Below are 16,843 nucleotides of genomic sequence, written 5' to 3' on the forward strand. Positions count from 1 at the left end.
TTGTGAAAATAGTTACAAATCCGGTGACACCGGTACCAGCGCGGAAAAAGCAAAACAAGCTCGTCCGGTTCCTAAACTCTAAAAAAGTAGTGCCTTTTGTTTTTATTTCACCATTTGTTCTGTCACTGCTGCTGTTTACCGTCTATCCAGCTATTCAAGGCGTGATGATGAGTTTCCAAAGCGTGCTGCCAGGGCAAGTGGAGTTCATTGGGATGGCCAACTATGAACGGGTATTCAACCCGACATTCTACCGAGCTGTCTCGAATACGACGCTTTACGTTATTTTCACCGTATTGATTTTGACCATCATTCCGATGATACTCGCCGTTATTCTGAATTCGAAGCATGTGCGTTTCCGGAACATTTTCCGAGCATCACTCTTTATTCCTGCCCTCACATCGACAATCGTCGGCGGGATGATCTTCCGCTTCATGTTCAGTGAACAAGACAGTGCAGTGGCAAACCAGTTCATCGGATTTTTCGGATTTGATTCCGTAAAGTGGATGTTTTCACCGTGGGCGGCAATCTTGCTTATGGTACTCCTGGCAAGCTGGCGCTGGATAGGTGTAAATATACTATATTTCCTGGCTGCTTTGCAGAACGTGCCGGATGAAATGTATGAAGCAGCACAAATTGATGGTGCGACAAGATGGCAGCGCTTCCGTTTCATCACGATGCCGATGCTGAAGCCAATCATCGTCTTCGTTAGTACAATTACAATCATTAATGGTTTCCGAATGTTCGAAGAGAGTTATGTATTCTGGGCTGTCGGTTCACCAGGTAACATTGGTCTTTCTATAGCTGCTTATATTTATCAGCAAGGAATTCAGCAAAACGACATGGGCTTTGGTGCTGCATTAGGCGTTGTGCTCATGCTTATCATCTTCGTCATCAGTATTATCTACTTGATTGCGACAGGTACATTTAAGAAGGAGGGCAGATGATGAAAAAGAATAACAGTAAACTGCTCAGTATCATTGCCACTGTTGTCATGGCCATCGTCAGCTTGATTGCGCTTTTTCCGATTATCAGTATGGTGTTATCTTCGTTTATCCCGTCTTCTTCCTTAATGCGGAATGGGATTTCGTTCAGTTTTCCTTGGAGTGAATTAACGCTAAGCAACTACACGTACATTTTTACCCAGTCGGCGGAGTATTGGACTTGGTATGGCAACAGTTTATGGATTTCGGCGCTTATGATCGTGCTGTCCCTATTCTTTTCTTCCATGGTCGGCTATGCGCTGGCGATGTACGACTTTAAAGGCAGCAATCTTTTCTTCGTGGCTGTCGTCTTTATCCTTATGGTGCCATTTGAGATTCTAATGCTGCCGCTGTTCCAGCTAATGATTGACACGATGCTGATTGATACGTATCTCGGCGTCATCCTGCCAGGTGTAGTTGCACCAGTAGCGGTGTTCTTCTTCCGGCAATATGCACTTGGTTTGCCGAAAGAATTAATGGATGCAGCTCGGATTGATGGATCTACCGAATACGGTATCTTCTTTAAAATTATGCTGCCGTTAATGGGACCGTCATTGGCGGCAATGGCCATCCTGCAAGGATTGGGCAGCTGGAATAACTTCCTATGGCCGCTTCTGGTACTCCGATCAAACGATATGTTTACCTTGCCGCTTGGTCTTGCAACACTGCTGACGCCATACGGTAATAACTACGACATCCTGATTGCTGGATCGGTTATGACGATTATTCCAATCGTTATTCTGTTCTTATTCTTCCAGCGCTACTTTATTTCTGGTTTGACTGTCGGCGGTGTGAAAGGCTGATGAAAGGCTGCTAGTTTGTCTATTGAACTGGCAGCCATAGGATTATAGGAAAGGAGTTAGGAAGATGCTGAAAAAAGCGATGAAAAACTTAGATAAAACGCTGTTATGGATCACACGTTTTGCCTATTTGAATGCCTTGTTTTTGCTATACAGTTTGTTAGGTTTGCTTATTGCCGGTGTGGCGCCGGCAACTGCAGCTGCTTTACAAGTTTCTCGAAAACTATTGAACGGGGAGGAAGTAAAGCTTCATCCAGCATTCCGTCAAGCGTATAAAGAAGAATTCTGGGCAGCGAACAAGCTCGGATGGCTGCTGGCCGCAGCGGGGTTCATTCTGTATATCAACTATCTGCTTATCAGGCAAGCGGATGGACAGTTGTTCTTCTTAGTTCCTTTCCTTTTTTACGTCCTCATTTTGTTTTACATGACCGTCGTAATCTGGAGCTTTCCGCTGCTGGCGCAATATAAGGCAGGAACTTTCCAGATCGTAAAGAATGCATTCATTATTGGCCTGACGAGATTTCATATGACGCTTTCGATTGGGGTGCTTTTATTTGCGGTTCTGTATCACTCCATCGGCTTGCCGGTGCTGCTGCTGTTCTTCTGTTTCAGCTTTAGTGCCTTCGGATGGATGTGGCTGAGCCTGAAAGTATTCAGCACAATGAAACTGCAAAAACAATTAGCGAGCTAATTCATTTTGAATAAAGATTGGAGCGATTCGCATGTCAACGAAACTGCTAATTCAGGCTGACGTTACCGAAGGAAAAATCAACAAAAATATTTACGGCCACTTTGCTGAGCATCTTGGAAGAGGGATTTATGAAGGAATTTGGGTCGGAGAAGATTCCTCTATACCGAATACAAAAGGAATTCGAAATGACGTGCTTGAAGCATTGAAGCAGCTGCACATTCCAGTGCTGCGCTGGCCAGGCGGCTGCTTTGCTGATGAATATCACTGGAAAGATGGCATCGGTCCGCGCGAGAAGCGTAAGCGGATGGTTAACACGCACTGGGGCGGCGTTGTCGAGAATAATCATTTTGGTACACATGAATTTTTTACACTTTGTGAACTTCTGGATGCCGAGCCTTATATTTGCGGGAATGTTGGCAGCGGAACTGTACAGGAAATGTCGGAGTGGGTTGAATATATGACGTTCGACGGTGAATCGCCGATGACCGCTTGGCGCCAGGAGAACGGACGCGAGGAACCTTGGAAGCTGAAGTACTTTGGGGTTGGCAACGAAAACTGGGGCTGCGGCGGAAATATGCGCCCGGAATATTATGCGGATCTTTATCGTCGCTACCAGACATATGTACGCAACTATGGCGATAACAAGCTGTACAAAATAGCTGGCGGCGCCAATATTGATGATTACCAATGGACGGATGTACTCATGCGAGAGGCAGCCGCAATGATGGATGGCTTGAGTTTGCATTATTACACGATTCCTGGTGACTTCTGGCTTGGAAAAGGCTCTGCGACAGACTTTACCGAGAAAGAATGGCACTTGACGCTGAAGCGTGCGCTGTGGATTGAAGAGCTGATTGAGAAGCATGGCACCATTATGGATAAGTACGATCCGGAAAAACGTGTCGGATTAATTATTGATGAGTGGGGAACGTGGTTTGACGTAGAACCAGGTACAAACCCAGGTTTTCTTTATCAGCAAAATACCATCCGGGATGCACTTGTAGCCGGAGCCTCACTAAACATATTCAATAATCACAGCGATCGTGTGCAAATGGCCAATATTGCTCAAACCGTTAATGTGCTGCAAGCAATGATTCTAACAGAAGGACAGGAAATGATTAAAACCCCAACATATCATGTATTTGACTTGTATCAGGTACACCAAGATGCAGACCGTTTATCCTTCCATCTGGAAACAGATAATCTGACACATGGGGAACTTGAATATCCATCTGTCACAGCCTCGGTATCAAAAGGGCAAGATGGCAAGATTCATATTAGCTTCTGCAATCTGGACGATACAAACGACGTGCAAGTCGATACAGAACTTCGCGGCGCTGCAGCAGGGAAGGTAACAGGTCAGGTGCTTACGGCGAACGAAAAGGATGCGCGAAATACATTTGAAAAACCGGATGCCGTGCAGACAACAGCATTCACGAATTTCACAAAGCATGACAAAGGACTGCAAGTGACATTGCCGCCAATGAGCGTTACGGTACTCACAATCGAGGAGGGCGCATAATGCAGCTTTCAGCAGATTTGCTCGCATTGGCTGAAGAATATGGAATTAACGCCGACACTTTTCCGCGTCTGGAAGTAGAAGCAGGAGCACTCACTTCTGTCGCATCCTTCTTGAAAGAAAAAAACTGGTCGCAGGCCGTTCTCCTTGTGGATGCACAAACGAAAGCTGCAGCAGGTGAGCAGCTCGCGGTGCAGTTACAAGACAACGGCATTCAAGTTCAAATCATTGAATTGATTGCCAATCACCATGGGCAGGTGAACGCAGATGAAACCTCGCTCGTGCAAGTGCTTGTTGAAACACCAATGGATACAGATGTGCTGCTAGCGGTAGGGTCGGGGACGATTCATGATATTACCCGTTTTTGCAGTCAAAAGCTTTCAATTCCATTTGTGAGTGTACCGACAGCGGCATCTGTTGATGGCTTTACCTCAAAAGGTGCACCATTAATTTTACGTGGTGTGAAGCAGACAATCCAAACAGCTGCACCGGTAGCAGTTTTTGCTGATCTCAATATTTTATGTGCTGCACCACGTGCACTGACAGCAGCAGGCTTTGGCGATATTTTAGGAAAGTTCACATCTTTGCTGGATTGGGAGATTTCTGCTTTAGTTGGAAACGAACCGTATAATACGCTAGCTGCCAAGATGACAAGGCGGTCGCTTGATAACTGTGTGGAGCATGTGGAGGAAATCGCTAAAGCAGATGAAGCCGGCATCAAGATCTTGATGGAGGCACTGATTGAATCGGGTCTTGTGATGCAAGTACTAGACTTTTCCCGGCCAGCTTCTGGAGCAGAGCACCATTTGTCTCATTATTGGGAGATGCATTTGCTGGAAGCCGACAAACCGCAGCTGCTGCACGGATCCAAAGTTGGTGTCGCGTGTGCAATCATCACCGAACTATATAAAAACTGGAGTGAACAGTTTGATTTGCTGGAAGCGAAAGGTGATAACGCTCCTTTACTGCAAGAGTACTGGCAGGATATCCGGCTGAAAATTGCCGCATTGCCAACACCAGAAGCATTGCAGTATTACTTATATCAGGTAGGAGCTCCTGCGACGGCAGAAGAGATCGGCATCCAAGAATCACTTGTCCAGGATAGCTTGAATGAAGCTTATCATTTGCGTGACCGCTGTACAGGATTGCTGCTCATAAATCAATTTAAAAGAGAGCAAATCAGCTATCCGCTGCAGGACCGAATCGGCAGCCGATGACTTGTCCGACTTGTCAGAAGAAAAAAAGCTATTCTGCAGCGGAAGCCGCGGCGCTTGTGAGTGACCAGTTGGCGCTGGAACCGATTTTGGCGGATGAAGTTACGGTGTCGGCGCGTTTAGCAATCTGCAATAGGTGTCCATCCTTGACTGCAGAGCATACTTGCGCTCGCTGCGGCTGTTTTATTCAGTTTCGGGCTTCCCTTCCGTATAAGCGCTGTCCTGATCCTGACGGAGACCGCTGGCAGCAGGTATAATGGAAGAAAGGAGGCGACTGCTATGACGTATTATCAGGAGCTGGACGCTATTTTATTTGATTTGGACGGTACCGTATGGAAGGATTTTACGCTAATTGACGGAGCTGCAGAGACGATACGTACCTTACAGGAAGCTGGCAAACGTGTAATTGGATTGAGTAATCGCGGCACACATTCCAGGACGCAGATTGCTGCTTATTTTCAAGAGCAAGGTATTCACTGGGAGAAGGAAGACATAATTATGTCCTCGTATCTTGCGGCTGATTATTTGCAGACGCATTATCCGAGGCTGCCAGTTTGGGTGCTTGGTGAAGCTGGGCTTCGAGAGGAATTACAGGAAGCAGGTTTGACACTTGCTGCGAAGCCTGAAGATGCCGATTGGCTGGTTATTTCTTTGCACACTGGTGTTACGTATCATGATTTGAATCAAGCGTTTCGGGCCGTTATTCATGGAGCGAGAATACTTGCGACAAATCAAGATCCTGTTTTTCCAGGCAAAGACGGTCTGCAGCTTGACGTTGGGGGTTTAATCGGCGCTATCGAAGCATCAACAGGAAAGAAAACCGATATTATCGTCGGTAAACCATCTCATTTTATGTATCAAAAAGTTATGCAGCAAGCAGGCAGCGAACCGGAAAAAACAATGATCGTCGGCGACAGCATGACATCCGACATAGCGATGGGCGCTATGTTCGGGCTGAGAACAGCATTAGTGCTGACAGGCAATACAACAAAGGAGCAGGCAGCTATTTCGAGCATTAAGCCCGATTTAATTCTGCCGTCCATTAAGGAACTTCCATTCGCTTAAGAAGTTGGAGGAGATAAGATGAAAATCGTCAATGTTGATCCAATTGAAGTGCGTGTTAAACAAGGGGAAAGAATCGAATTACCAACAGTAATAGATGTGCAAATAGAAGAAGGCGTGCAAGCAGCTTATCGGGTCAGCTGGCCAGAATTACCTGACAATAGTAAGGCTGGTGCGTATGAGGTAGAAGGAAAGATAGAAATAGAAGATTATCCGGAGCCATTCATTGCCCAGCGAGCGGACCCTTATATTCTGAAAGCAGATGACGGATTCTACTACTTCACCGGCTCTTATCCGAAGTATGACAGAATCGTTTTGCGCCGTGCTAAGACAATAGACGGACTGCGCGAAGCAGAGGAGATTACAGTGTGGCAGGCACACGAATCTGGTATACTGTCAGAACATATTTGGGCTCCTGAGCTGCATCAAATTAACGGTAAATGGTACATACATGTTGCAGCAGGAGATAAGGAGGATGTGTGGGCCATCCGCCCGTACGTATTTGAATGTACTGGTGATCCGTTAAAGGATGAATGGACGGTAAAGGGAGCCATCAATACTGAATTTCAGAGCTTTTCCTTAGATGCTACAACGTTCGAGCATCATGATAAACAGTATCTTGTTTGGGCACAAAAAACAGAGAACGACACCATATCCAATCTTTATATCGCTGAAATGGAGAACCCATGGACCATCAAAGGTAAACAAGTGCTGCTCACTAAGCCAGAGTACGACTGGGAAAGGGCGGGTTTTGATGTGAATGAAGGTCCTGCGTTTCTCCGCCGTTATGGCAAAGTGTTTCTAACCTTCTCCGCAAGTGCGACCGATGACCGTTATGTAATGGGCCTTTTATATGCGGATGAGGATGCTGATCTGCTGGATCCTGCTGCTTGGACAAAAGTGCCGGAGCCTGTGTTGAAAAGCTCCGACAACACAGGTCTTTACGGTCCAGGGCACAACAGCTTCACGGTGACAGAAGATGGCTTTGACTTGCTCGTCTACCATGCCAGACCGTATAAGGAGATTGAAGGCAACCCGCTTTACGATCCCAATAGGCATGCCCGTGTACAGCGTTTCTTCTGGAAAGATGAAATGCCGTATTTCGGCGAACCAGGATATAAAACAGATGCAGTAGTAACGCCAAAAGCAAAAATTATAATTGAGTAAGTGAAAGTCTCTGCACATACGTGCAGGGACTTTTTGTATGCAGCAAAAATCAATTCTATTGCACTTAACTTTCAAGAGATTGTTTGTACTGATAGAATATTCAATATATTGGTAGAAGTATACTTAGGAGTTGAGGCGGTTGTTCCCGTATCGTAATGATGTAAGAAAAATTTTGATACCTTATTTACAGCAGCTGACTAGTGAACAATGGCAGGCTAACGCCTATCATAATAGTATTTCCTGGGTAATCGACCATATGGCGCAAACGGAAGATTACTGGGTGTTTCAAGTTGGGCTGAAACAAAACAGCAGGATATTGGACGATCAGGATCCTTTAACCAACTATATCCATATTAGAGAAGAAACGGACAAGGTTTTATATTCCTTACAAAAGGAAGAATGGGCTCAATTTGTTGATGTGCCTGATTTTTCGGATGGCTGGCAGCCGCCGTCTGAGCCGACGATGCAGTGGCTGTTCCACCATGTTTATTCACATGAAGCATATCATGCCGGGCAAGTTGGTGTGATTGCCAGATTAAATGGATTTGGCGGACCATTGTTTTAATCAGCGTAACTTACGTATTATCCGGAGGTGATGAGGATGTTTCAAGTGGAATTATTTGTCCGGAATCTGGCTTCTTCCGTTGTGTTCTATCGTTGCTTGTTAGGAAAAGGGTGCACAAGTTGCAATAAAACAAGTGCGCTCTTTGAGGATGCCAGAGGAGCTGTCTTAAGATTGACGGATGAATCTGTTTTAAATAGCAATCATTATTTTAATTCTATGCGTGATTCGGCAAAAGGAAAGGGAGTGGAGCTTATCCTGCCAGTTGAAAATGTGGACCAGGTTTTCAACAAGCTCCTTCGTATCTACCCAGCACAGATAGAATCACAGCTTGCAGATAGGTCATGGGGAAAGCGAGACTTTCGAGTAATTGATCCGGATGGGTATTATGTGCGGGTGTCATCATGAAGGAAAAATTAATGAAGCAATGGAGAAAATACTCTTTGCATGAGCAAGGGGTGCGGCGCTTTTCGGATAACCCAGCAGCCATCCTTTTGCGAACTTTTTCGACGGATTATCACCAACTTGGAAAACGGTACGGAAAAGGAGCGCTGAGAAGATTGCCAGCGTTTGTACAGCGAGTGTTTTCGCATATTGATGAGATTGTTTTGGCGGTGAATGTAGGAAATACATTAGCCCGCAGGCTTTATGAAAAGGCAGGCTATCGAGATACAGGCCGTCGAGTGATGGAGAGAAAAGGTATGCTTGTTATAATGAGCTGCCCTGTATCAGTCGATGTTTAACTCTGCAGGCAAAGGAAGACAAAAATAGTTACAGCCAGACGGGCAGACTGGCTTTATCATGTTCTGTGTGCATGTTTTTTACTTCTGCAGGCAAAGTTAAACAAGAAAATATGCTGCAGAAGGTGATTCAATTGGATTTAAACGTTATATGGAAATCTGTCCTCATCATTATCGTTGGTATCTTGCTTATAAGGTTCTCTGGGAGAAGATCTATTTCCCAAATGACGATATCCCAGACTGTTATCATGATCTCAATTGGCACATTACTCATCCAGCCAGTCAGCGGTAAAAATCTTTGGGGTACTTTTGCCATTGCTGCGCTTTTAATTGTAACGCTAATGATTCTGGAATTTGTGCAATTAAAATGGAATAAAGCAGAATCCTTCTTCACTGGCAAAGCTAAAATTGTTATTGAGAACGGGCAGCTGGACGTAAAAACCCTCAAAAAATTAAAATTATCTGTTGATAAATTAGAAATGCGGCTTCGGCAGCAAGGGATTGCATCCATTCAAGATCTCAAATGGGCTACTGTCGAGCCCAGCGGCCAATTGGGCTATATGCTGAAAGAAAACAAACAGCCTGCAACGAAAGAGGATATAACCGCGCTACATCAATTACTAAAAGAGGCGGTAACTAGTGAACAAGTTGAGTCAGATTTAACAAAAGGACAACCTTCAGCATCTAATTTGTTTTCCGAAATTGAAGGCAGCCACCAGCCAGAGCATCCTCAGCTCTTGAATTAAGTTGGCCACTTCCTGGCATTTAAATGTACTAACGAAAGAAGTTTTTTTCTATGTTCAAATGTTTGTTCTTCCCCTTGCGCTTGATGAACAGGCAACCCCTTTTCACGCAGTTCAGTTAAGTCAGGAGCAGGTGCTTCTTCATTTTTATCAGAAATAGTAACGAAATCCAATGTGTCTAAAAATGTAAGAATAGACGAACGTGTCTGTTTTACAATAACAGGGTTTGGCAATGTTTCTTTTGGAAGGTGATGCTCCATCACTTGAAGTGCATCATCCAATGCGGCAATAGCCAGGGATGTGGATTTGCTCGAGTCCTTATTGAAATAATAGTGCAGAATTGGATAAGCATTATACTGCGTACTTAATGTTGATAAATTAGAACTAATTAAACTGAGCGGCTTATCTAAGTGATGAAGATCCTTCCCATTCCAAGCTGTCAGAAGTATCTCGGTACCGGACTGCCCGATACTTAACACATCCTGGGCGAAACCTCGTTTGGTGTTCACAGCACTGACAACATTAATTAAATAAGTAACAGCGAATGTAATGGAAATCATGCCAGACGCAGTTAGTATGATTGCAATTACTTTCCAAACATCACTACTAGGCGTCCAGTTTCCGCTGCCTAGAGTAAAGAATGTATAACCAACATAATATATTCGATCAATAATACTAGCATTTCCTTCATGCTGACTATTAGAAAGAATGTCCGGATCACTGGCGATTAAGCAAAACCAACCTGCAAGGAAGAGTAAAATCCAGCTCATTACGGTGAGAACAAGCAGCATAGGTCCGACAAGACTGAGAATCGTTTTATTGTCTCTGCTCATTTTCCGAGTCAGAATCCATATACCGCTTGTAAGCTTGCTTGTTACCGGACCTGCTCCGCCCTGTACCCAAAGGGTTGTCAAGATAAAATCTAAAACAACGAGTCCAATTACTGCGATACCAAGAATAATCAATACTGCTTCCATTGCTGTCACCTCCTTTTCTTCCTTCACTGCCTAATACCTGCTTGCAAATACGTTTAAACATTTCTACATAAACTCGGCAGAATAGGTCATGCTAATAATGTGCAACAGAAAGGCGGCACTGAAAGATGAATTTTTTTAGGAGGATGACGATGGGAATCTTGAGCGGAAATCCGCAAGACGAGCCGTTGCATTACGGGGAAGTTTACGGACTTTGGTCTTTCGTTTTGACAGGTAATAAGATGATTGCAAATCATCAAATGCTGTTAAACCATGTAGGCGACGACGACTTGAAAAAGCTTATGACAGAAGCAATTGACGGAGCAAAAGGAGAAGTCAAACAGGTATCGGAGATCTTGCGGGCGAATGGCATCGCTTTACCGCCATCTGCACCAGAACCGCCAGAAGTGGAGCTGGAATCTATTCCTGTTGGCGCACGATTCATTGATCCTGACGTAGCAGCAACTGCTTCAGCAGGTGTTGCTGCAAGTCTTGTTGCTTGCAGCACAATGATGGGACAATCTATCCGTGAAGATGTTGGCATGATGTTTGGACAGTTCCATACGAATAAAGCAATGTTAGGTGCAAAGTTCCTGAAGTTATTGAAGGAAAAAGGCTGGCTTATGCCTCCGCCGCTGCATCAGCCAAATAAAGAAGGTTAACCAGAGAAGCAGCCAAAAGATGGCTGCTTTTTTGCTGTCATTCTCCATTAGTATCATTTAAGATACTATGCCACTTTTAAGTGCGTACTTGTTGTTTTAACTAAATAACTTAATAATAGTCATTAGGGGATTTAGGGGAATACGATTCCAGATTGAGATATAATGGAGGTTTTATAGATGAACGTATTAGTAGTTAAAGCAAATAATCGTCCGGCTTCTGAGGCGATATCAAGTAAAATGTATGAAACATTCATGCAAGAATTAGAAGGTGCAGAAAATCTTTCTGTTACTACTTATGATGTATTCGCAGAAGATACACCATACTTCGGACAAGAATTGTTCGATGCTTTCGGTAAAGTACAAAACGGTGCTGAACTGAATGATACAGAGCAGCGTCTATTGGCTGCTAAGCAAAAAGCTATGGATTTAGTTACAGCGGCAGATGTTGTTGTATTCGCGTTCCCGCTATGGAACTTGACAATTCCAGCTAAATTGCAGACTTTCATTGACTATGTATTTGCTGCAGGATTTGCATTCAAATACAGTGCAGAAGGCAGCTTAATTCCGTTGATGACCGACAAGAAAGTGATCTTCCTAAATGCACGCGGCGGCGTTTACTCTCTGCCAGAAGCTGCACCAATGGAAATGTCTCTTAACTACATGCGCAATGTATTCGGCGGCGTTTTCGGTATGGAAATCATCGATGAAGTTGTAATCGAAGGCCATAACGCGTCTCCTGATCGAGCAGCTCAAATCATCGAAGATGGTCTTGGACAAGTAAAAGAAGCAGCAGCACGTTTGAAAAACTAAGCATCTTTATACAGCGTGAAAAAGCAGAGAAACTTCGGTTTCTCTGCTTTCTTTCTGCTCTGTTTTTAATATAAATCATTTAATAGGCCACTGTGGACAAGATTCACATGATCAACTTTAAGGGTGTCATCGGTAACTCAAGATAGGTGCCAGTCTCATAACTGTATTTATGCTGGTCCGTTGCCGGAATAGAAGTTATTGCATCAGCTTTCCCCAATCGCTCTAACACTTCATGTGTAATGCTGTCTAAGTTTGTCTGGCGCTCTACGTTAGTGCCGAGGTAACGAACTTCTAGTAAGGTGCCATCTTGGTCGTAATTAAAATGATAACCGGGATTTCCCATTTCTGCATGATAGGTATCACATGTTCCGGAAGTGTAAGGTTGTTCTTGCCATGATGTATTCCTTCTTAGCAGCATGAGCAATCGTAAACATAAGTGCGGTGAAACAAATAAAAGATGGACTGTCACCAGTCCATCTTTTATTTGGCTTCCGCCTGATTATTTCTTTTCGTTTGCTTATGAATGGTATGATTTGCTCCCCATACATGCATGGCATGTAGAATGGGTTCCAAGCTTGTGCCGTAATCTGTAATCGAGTACTCCACTTTCGGAGGCACCTGGGCGTAGACTTTACGCTCGATAATGTCCTCTTCTTCTAGCTCACGAAGCTGGTTTGTCAGCATTTTCTGTGTGATTCCGGGCAAACTACGTTTCAGTTCATTAAAGCGCTGTGTCCCATTTTTCAGCAAATGAAGCAGAATGACCGGCTTCCACTTTCCAACTAAAATGCCAAGTGCATCTGTTACTTTACACATTTCCGGTACAATTTCTTCATTATAATCGCTCATTTTTTATCCCCCGCTTCTACAGTATCCTTTTCTATACTATACCACTTTAAAGTGCGTACTTTCCAATAAGTGAGCTTTGGTGGATAATGGCTGTAAGATAAAAAATAGGAGACAGATTTTATGGAAAATTATCGTATTGATTCAAGTAAAGGTATAGAATTTGGTATTTACACATTAGGTGATCATTTAGCTAATCCGCATACAGGAGAACGAATTTCTGCGCAAGAGAGGGTACAGCAATTGGTGCGACTGGCACAGTTAGCAGATCAAGCTGGTCTTGATTTCTTTAGTGTCGGGGAAAGCCATCAGCCTTATTTTGCATCGCAGGCTCACGCAGTTATATTGGCCGCAATTGCGCAAGCGACGGAGAAAATAAAAATTGGCAGTTCTTCTACCATTATTAGTACATCTGATCCAGTTCGGGTATATGAGAATTTTGCTACGCTTGATTTGCTATCGGGCGGAAGAGCTGAAATTGTAGCCGGACGTGCATCTCGTGTTGGATTATTTGAATTGCTCGGTTATGATTTGCATGATTACGAAGCACTGTTCGAAGAGAAATTCGATTTGCTGCTGCAGATCAATCAGGAAGAGGTTGTAAACTGGAGCGGGGAATTCCGCAAACCGTTGCGGAATGCACAAGTGCTGCCGCGCCCGGTGAATGGCTCATTGCCAATCTGGCGTGCTGTAGGCGGAACACCAGCGAGTGCGATTAAAGCTGGATATGCTGGAGTACCAATGATAACTGCTATGCTTGGCGGACCTGCAAGTGTATTCAAGCGAACAATTGATGCTTACCGGGAAGCATTAACAGCGCGAGGGTTTGACCCAACACAGATTCCAGTAGCAACAACAGGCTTCTTCTACGCAGCAGAAACAACACAAGAAGCATTGCGCGACTATTACCCGCACATAAATGAAGGTATGAAGAAGACAAACGGACAAGGATTCCCGAAACAGTTATTTGCGCAGGCGCAAGATCACCGCAGCATCATCAATGTCGGCAGCCCGCAGCAGATTATCGAGAAGATTCTTTATCAGCATGAGCAATTCGGTCATCAGCGCTATCTGGCACAGCTTGATTTCGGCGGCGTACCGTTTGAGAAGATGGAACGTAATATTGAGTTAATTGGAACGGAAATTTTGCCGGCAATTAAGAAATATACGAAGCAAGGGGGAACGGATGCATGAAGGTAGTTGGTATCGCAGGATCGATCGTCGGATCAAAAACTAAAACAGCGATGTCTTTGCTTTGGGAAGAGATGCTTAAAGCCTATCCTGATACGGACCATGAGCTATTGGATTTGGCAGATTATGAGCTGCAGTTCAGTGATGGAAGAAATTATTTAGAGTACACAGGTGACACGGCATATGTGACGCAAAAGCTGATGGAAGCAGATATCCTGTTTATCGGCACACCAATTTTTCAAGCTTCCATACCAGGGACGTTGAAAAATGTATTCGATCTTTTGCCTACACAGGCATTCCGTGACAAAGTAGCGGGGATTGTTGTTACAGCAGGTTCAGCAAAGCATTATCTTGTTGCTGAACAGCAGCTAAAGCCAATTTTATCTTATATGAAAGCACACATCGTAGCATCGTATGTCTTTGCAGAAGAAAAAGACTTCTTGAACGGAAAGGTTATCAATGACGACGTCCACCTCCGACTTCAGCGGTTGGCAGAGGATGCATTTGACTTGGCAGAAGCGCAAGCAGGCGTGCGCGAGAAAAAAGAAGCAGAATATGATTTTTAAGCGAAGTAAGAAGAGGCAGCTATCTTAGAAGGCTGCCTCTTTGCTTAGTTATTTTCACTGGTGTCCGCATAAGCATCAACGACTGTGCCATTTTCATACACCCTATAAATACCCGCAGTACCAGTACCGCCGTTTGCCATTGCTGATTCAGACTTTAATGTTACATAATAATAAGTCCCATTTTTATCTTTTTCGCTGTCTTCAGCTGTGCCGACAATAAGGTCTTTGTTATCTTTGATGTTGAGGTGTTCTTTGAGCAGGGCAGCGGCGTCGTCCGCACTAGTGACAACTTTTGTATCTGTTGTCGCCGCTTGTTCAACAGGCTCCTCTTTATATTGATCACTGATGGTGCCATCTTCATATACACGGTAAATACCAGCAGTGCCGGATCCGTCATTTTCTACCCAATCCTTCACTTTCGTTACTAAAGTATAATATGCGCCGGCGTCATCTTCCTCGAGCTTTCCGCCCGTTGGATTGATAATGAGGTCATCTTCTTCTGTAATAGCAAGACGTTCTTTGAGCAGTGCAACAGGCAGGGGAACTGTTAGGAGTAGTAAAAATGAGAAAGCTCTAAGTGAGAAGTGGCAGCCAAATACAGGATCGCTGCATCGCCAGGATCACCTTTTTTGAATGAATACAGACTGGAAATGTACTTCTGGAATAACGTCACATTACTCACCCTCTCGGCATGTACTTGTCTTGCTTTTATTGTAAGAAAATAGGGAGGGGGTTGGAAGAGGGGTATTTTGTAAGATTTTCGTATATTATGTCGATTACTGTCTAAAGAATACAATAGACAGATAAAGAGCGGTTTGCGTATACTAAAACTGACCACTGGTCAAAGAGGTGTGAAAAATAGCTGAATTAACAAAAGAACGAATTACCCAGCAGGCGAGAACATTGTTTATAGAACATGGTTATGAAAAAGTCTCCATGCGTGATATTGCGAAGGATTTAGGATGCAGCCATGGCGCATTGTATTATCACTTTAAGAATAAGGCAGCTCTCTTTTCCGAGGTATTAGCATTTTATTTTGATGAATTAAATTTACTCATTGATCTTACGATGAAGCAGGAAAAGAACGATAAGCTGCAGGAGCTGCTCCTTGGATTCTTGCGTTTCGGTCTCAATTATCCGTATCAATATGAATTGATGTTTTTACTAAAAAGTGAAGAAGTAGATAGTTTAATGCAGCAGCCGGCAGCTGCAAGTTATGAAAAATTTGCAGCAGCAGTGAAAAAAGCTAGCGGTAAAGACCTGCAGAATGACATGATTTACTCGATTTTTTTAGCGCTGCATGGATTTGTATCGCTTCACCTGCACCGCGTCCCAAATTTTGAGGGAGCTGCCAAGGCTGCTGCAGTACATGTTGATTTTTTAAGAAAGACCATTTAACGGTCTTTTTTATTAAATATAACTGACCACTGGTCAAATAGGGGGAGCTTTGTGGTTACAAAAAGCATGCAAATGCGGTTCATCTTGTTGCTGGCTATAGGGATTGCCGTTTATGCTGTTGTGCAGTACGGAATAGTTGGAATGGATAAAGCGGGATTGATTATGCAGAAAGTCAGTTCAGGAGAGATTGTATCTAGCTTGTGGAAAGTAATACTCGGCGTTCACATTGTGACAAGCATCTTCGCGCTTGTACTTGGTCCCTTTTTGTTAATGGAAAAGGTAAGGCACAAAAACAAGGTGTTGCATAAACGCATGGGCTATGTGTATACAGCAGGCGTAATAGGTGGAGGAGTTTCTGGGTTGTATCTAGCTTACTATGCTACCGGCGGCGTGATTGCTCAAACTGGCTTCGGCATGCTTGCTATTGTTTGGTTCATAACGGTAATTCTAGCAGTCAAAGCAGCTATCCAAAAAAAAATAGCCCAGCATCGACGCTGGACTATGATGAATTACAGCCTGACATTTGCTGCCGTAACACTGCGAATCTGGCTGGGGTTATTTATGCTTGTTTTCGGGCTCCAGCATTATGACGTGTATTATGCATACACAGCTTGGATTTGCTGGGTTCCAAATCTGCTGTTTATCCTAGTATATATAAAACGGAAAAAGAGTGATGTGTATTAAGGTTTCGGCTGCTTCGTTTTTTTAATAGATACGAAATAAGAGCTGGCTCCAAGCAGAATAGCTCCGGCCATTGCCATACCAACACCAATGAATGTGTTTGTAAGTGATAAATAGATGCCGCCAATTAAAATAAAGGTGCCAACAAGATGCAAGAATATATGTTTTCCCATCATGATCTCCCTCTGTCGCAAGCTGCTATACCTTAAGATTACTAAATAGTTTGATATTAAGCAA

At 43.9% G+C, this 16,843-nt stretch carries 23 protein-coding genes; 18 read left to right on the plus strand and 5 right to left on the minus strand.

What is annotated here, in order from left to right:
• Nucleotides 1–2 precede the first annotated feature (2 nt).
• From CRO17_RS13035 to CRO17_RS13090, 12 genes are all read left to right on the plus strand, one after another.
• Nucleotides 3–944 carry a carbohydrate ABC transporter permease gene (locus CRO17_RS13035; protein ID WP_097042894.1) on the plus strand — a complete coding sequence of 314 codons (942 nt, stop codon included), beginning with the start codon at nt 3–5 and terminating at the stop codon, nt 942–944.
• On the plus strand, nt 944–1,783 hold the full coding sequence (locus tag CRO17_RS13040) for a carbohydrate ABC transporter permease (protein WP_097042896.1): 840 nt from the start codon (nt 944–946) through the stop codon (nt 1,781–1,783). The genes CRO17_RS13035 and CRO17_RS13040 overlap by 1 nt, the downstream gene beginning before the upstream one ends.
• A 64-nt stretch (nt 1,784–1,847) precedes the next feature.
• Entirely contained in the window at nt 1,848–2,471 is a 624-nt protein-coding gene (locus tag CRO17_RS13045; protein WP_097042899.1) for a YesL family protein, read from the plus strand.
• A gap of 31 nt (nt 2,472–2,502) precedes the next feature.
• Nucleotides 2,503–3,993 carry an alpha-N-arabinofuranosidase gene (locus CRO17_RS13050; protein WP_097042900.1) on the plus strand — a complete coding sequence of 497 codons (1,491 nt, stop codon included), beginning with the start codon at nt 2,503–2,505 and terminating at the stop codon, nt 3,991–3,993.
• The gene (locus CRO17_RS13055; RefSeq protein WP_097042902.1) at nt 3,993–5,207 is read left to right on the plus strand and encodes a sn-glycerol-1-phosphate dehydrogenase; all 1,215 of its coding nucleotides are present in this window, start codon (nt 3,993–3,995) and stop codon (nt 5,205–5,207) included. Before CRO17_RS13050 ends, CRO17_RS13055 begins: the two co-directional genes overlap by 1 nt.
• Nucleotides 5,208–5,263: 56 nt before the next feature.
• Complete coding sequence (locus CRO17_RS13060) at nt 5,264–5,461, plus strand: DUF6171 family protein (protein ID WP_245864791.1); 198 nt, start codon at nt 5,264–5,266, stop codon at nt 5,459–5,461.
• 22 nt (nt 5,462–5,483) lie between these two features.
• Nucleotides 5,484–6,269: an HAD-IIA family hydrolase gene (locus CRO17_RS13065; protein WP_097042905.1), complete on the plus strand. Its 786-nt coding sequence runs from the start codon at nt 5,484–5,486 to the stop codon at nt 6,267–6,269.
• An 18-nt stretch (nt 6,270–6,287) separates the two neighbouring features.
• On the plus strand, nt 6,288–7,433 hold the full coding sequence (locus CRO17_RS13070) for a family 43 glycosylhydrolase (RefSeq protein WP_097042907.1): 1,146 nt from the start codon (nt 6,288–6,290) through the stop codon (nt 7,431–7,433).
• A 139-nt stretch (nt 7,434–7,572) separates the two neighbouring features.
• Nucleotides 7,573–7,998 (plus strand): DinB family protein, encoded by a 426-nt coding sequence (locus CRO17_RS13075; RefSeq protein ID WP_245864792.1) that lies wholly within the window; start codon nt 7,573–7,575, stop codon nt 7,996–7,998.
• A 36-nt stretch (nt 7,999–8,034) separates the two neighbouring features.
• Nucleotides 8,035–8,403, plus strand: coding sequence for a VOC family protein (locus CRO17_RS13080; RefSeq protein ID WP_179637059.1), 369 nt, complete (start codon nt 8,035–8,037; stop codon nt 8,401–8,403).
• Entirely contained in the window at nt 8,400–8,738 is a 339-nt protein-coding gene (locus CRO17_RS13085) for an N-acetyltransferase (RefSeq protein WP_097042913.1), read from the plus strand. Before CRO17_RS13080 ends, CRO17_RS13085 begins: the two co-directional genes overlap by 4 nt.
• A 122-nt stretch (nt 8,739–8,860) precedes the next feature.
• Nucleotides 8,861–9,481: a DUF421 domain-containing protein gene (locus CRO17_RS13090; RefSeq protein WP_342748988.1), complete on the plus strand. Its 621-nt coding sequence runs from the start codon at nt 8,861–8,863 to the stop codon at nt 9,479–9,481.
• Here CRO17_RS13090 and CRO17_RS13095 read toward each other — a convergent pair.
• A complete protein-coding gene (locus CRO17_RS13095) occupies nt 9,478–10,455 on the minus strand; it encodes a potassium channel family protein (RefSeq protein WP_097042915.1) in 978 nt (325 codons plus the stop codon). The genes CRO17_RS13090 and CRO17_RS13095 overlap by 4 nt on opposite strands.
• A 149-nt stretch (nt 10,456–10,604) precedes the next feature.
• On the opposite strand from CRO17_RS13095, the gene CRO17_RS13100 reads away from it, so the two are divergent.
• Both CRO17_RS13100 and CRO17_RS13105 read left to right on the plus strand, forming a co-directional pair.
• The gene (locus CRO17_RS13100) at nt 10,605–11,114 is read left to right on the plus strand and encodes a DUF3231 family protein (RefSeq protein ID WP_097042917.1); all 510 of its coding nucleotides are present in this window, start codon (nt 10,605–10,607) and stop codon (nt 11,112–11,114) included.
• A gap of 177 nt (nt 11,115–11,291) precedes the next feature.
• Nucleotides 11,292–11,924 (plus strand): FMN-dependent NADH-azoreductase, encoded by a 633-nt coding sequence (locus CRO17_RS13105; RefSeq protein WP_097042919.1) that lies wholly within the window; start codon nt 11,292–11,294, stop codon nt 11,922–11,924.
• A gap of 103 nt (nt 11,925–12,027) precedes the next feature.
• Here CRO17_RS13105 and CRO17_RS13110 read toward each other — a convergent pair whose 3' ends face one another.
• Together CRO17_RS13110 and CRO17_RS13115 are read right to left on the minus strand one after the other, a co-directional pair.
• A complete protein-coding gene (locus tag CRO17_RS13110) occupies nt 12,028–12,393 on the minus strand; it encodes a DUF4309 domain-containing protein (protein WP_097042921.1) in 366 nt (121 codons plus the stop codon).
• A gap of 11 nt (nt 12,394–12,404) precedes the next feature.
• A complete protein-coding gene (locus tag CRO17_RS13115) occupies nt 12,405–12,773 on the minus strand; it encodes a winged helix-turn-helix transcriptional regulator (RefSeq protein ID WP_097042923.1) in 369 nt (122 codons plus the stop codon).
• A 120-nt stretch (nt 12,774–12,893) separates the two neighbouring features.
• Between CRO17_RS13115 and CRO17_RS13120 the strand changes: the two genes are divergently transcribed.
• Nucleotides 12,894–13,964, plus strand: a complete 1,071-nt coding sequence (locus tag CRO17_RS13120; protein ID WP_097042925.1) for an LLM class flavin-dependent oxidoreductase — start codon at nt 12,894–12,896, stop codon at nt 13,962–13,964.
• Entirely contained in the window at nt 13,961–14,527 is a 567-nt protein-coding gene (locus CRO17_RS13125) for an NADPH-dependent FMN reductase (RefSeq protein ID WP_097042927.1), read from the plus strand. Before CRO17_RS13120 ends, CRO17_RS13125 begins: the two co-directional genes overlap by 4 nt.
• A gap of 44 nt (nt 14,528–14,571) precedes the next feature.
• Here the strand turns inward: CRO17_RS13125 and CRO17_RS13130 are convergent, their stop codons facing one another.
• Nucleotides 14,572–14,943 (minus strand): hypothetical protein, encoded by a 372-nt coding sequence (locus CRO17_RS13130; protein ID WP_097042928.1) that lies wholly within the window; start codon nt 14,941–14,943, stop codon nt 14,572–14,574.
• A 466-nt stretch (nt 14,944–15,409) separates the two neighbouring features.
• On the opposite strand from CRO17_RS13130, the gene CRO17_RS13135 reads away from it, so the two are divergent.
• Together CRO17_RS13135 and CRO17_RS13140 are read left to right on the plus strand one after the other, a co-directional pair.
• Nucleotides 15,410–15,925 carry a TetR/AcrR family transcriptional regulator gene (locus tag CRO17_RS13135; protein WP_281253834.1) on the plus strand — a complete coding sequence of 172 codons (516 nt, stop codon included), beginning with the start codon at nt 15,410–15,412 and terminating at the stop codon, nt 15,923–15,925.
• Between the two features lie 51 nt (nt 15,926–15,976).
• The gene (locus tag CRO17_RS13140; RefSeq protein ID WP_097042931.1) at nt 15,977–16,609 is read left to right on the plus strand and encodes a DUF2306 domain-containing protein; all 633 of its coding nucleotides are present in this window, start codon (nt 15,977–15,979) and stop codon (nt 16,607–16,609) included.
• Here CRO17_RS13140 and CRO17_RS17615 read toward each other — a convergent pair.
• Complete coding sequence (locus tag CRO17_RS17615) at nt 16,606–16,779, minus strand: hypothetical protein (RefSeq protein ID WP_179637061.1); 174 nt, start codon at nt 16,777–16,779, stop codon at nt 16,606–16,608. The genes CRO17_RS13140 and CRO17_RS17615 overlap by 4 nt on opposite strands.
• Nucleotides 16,780–16,843 lie beyond the last annotated feature (64 nt).

Source organism: Terribacillus aidingensis (genome assembly GCF_900215625.1).
GTDB lineage: Bacteria > Bacillota > Bacilli > Bacillales > Amphibacillaceae > Terribacillus > Terribacillus aidingensis.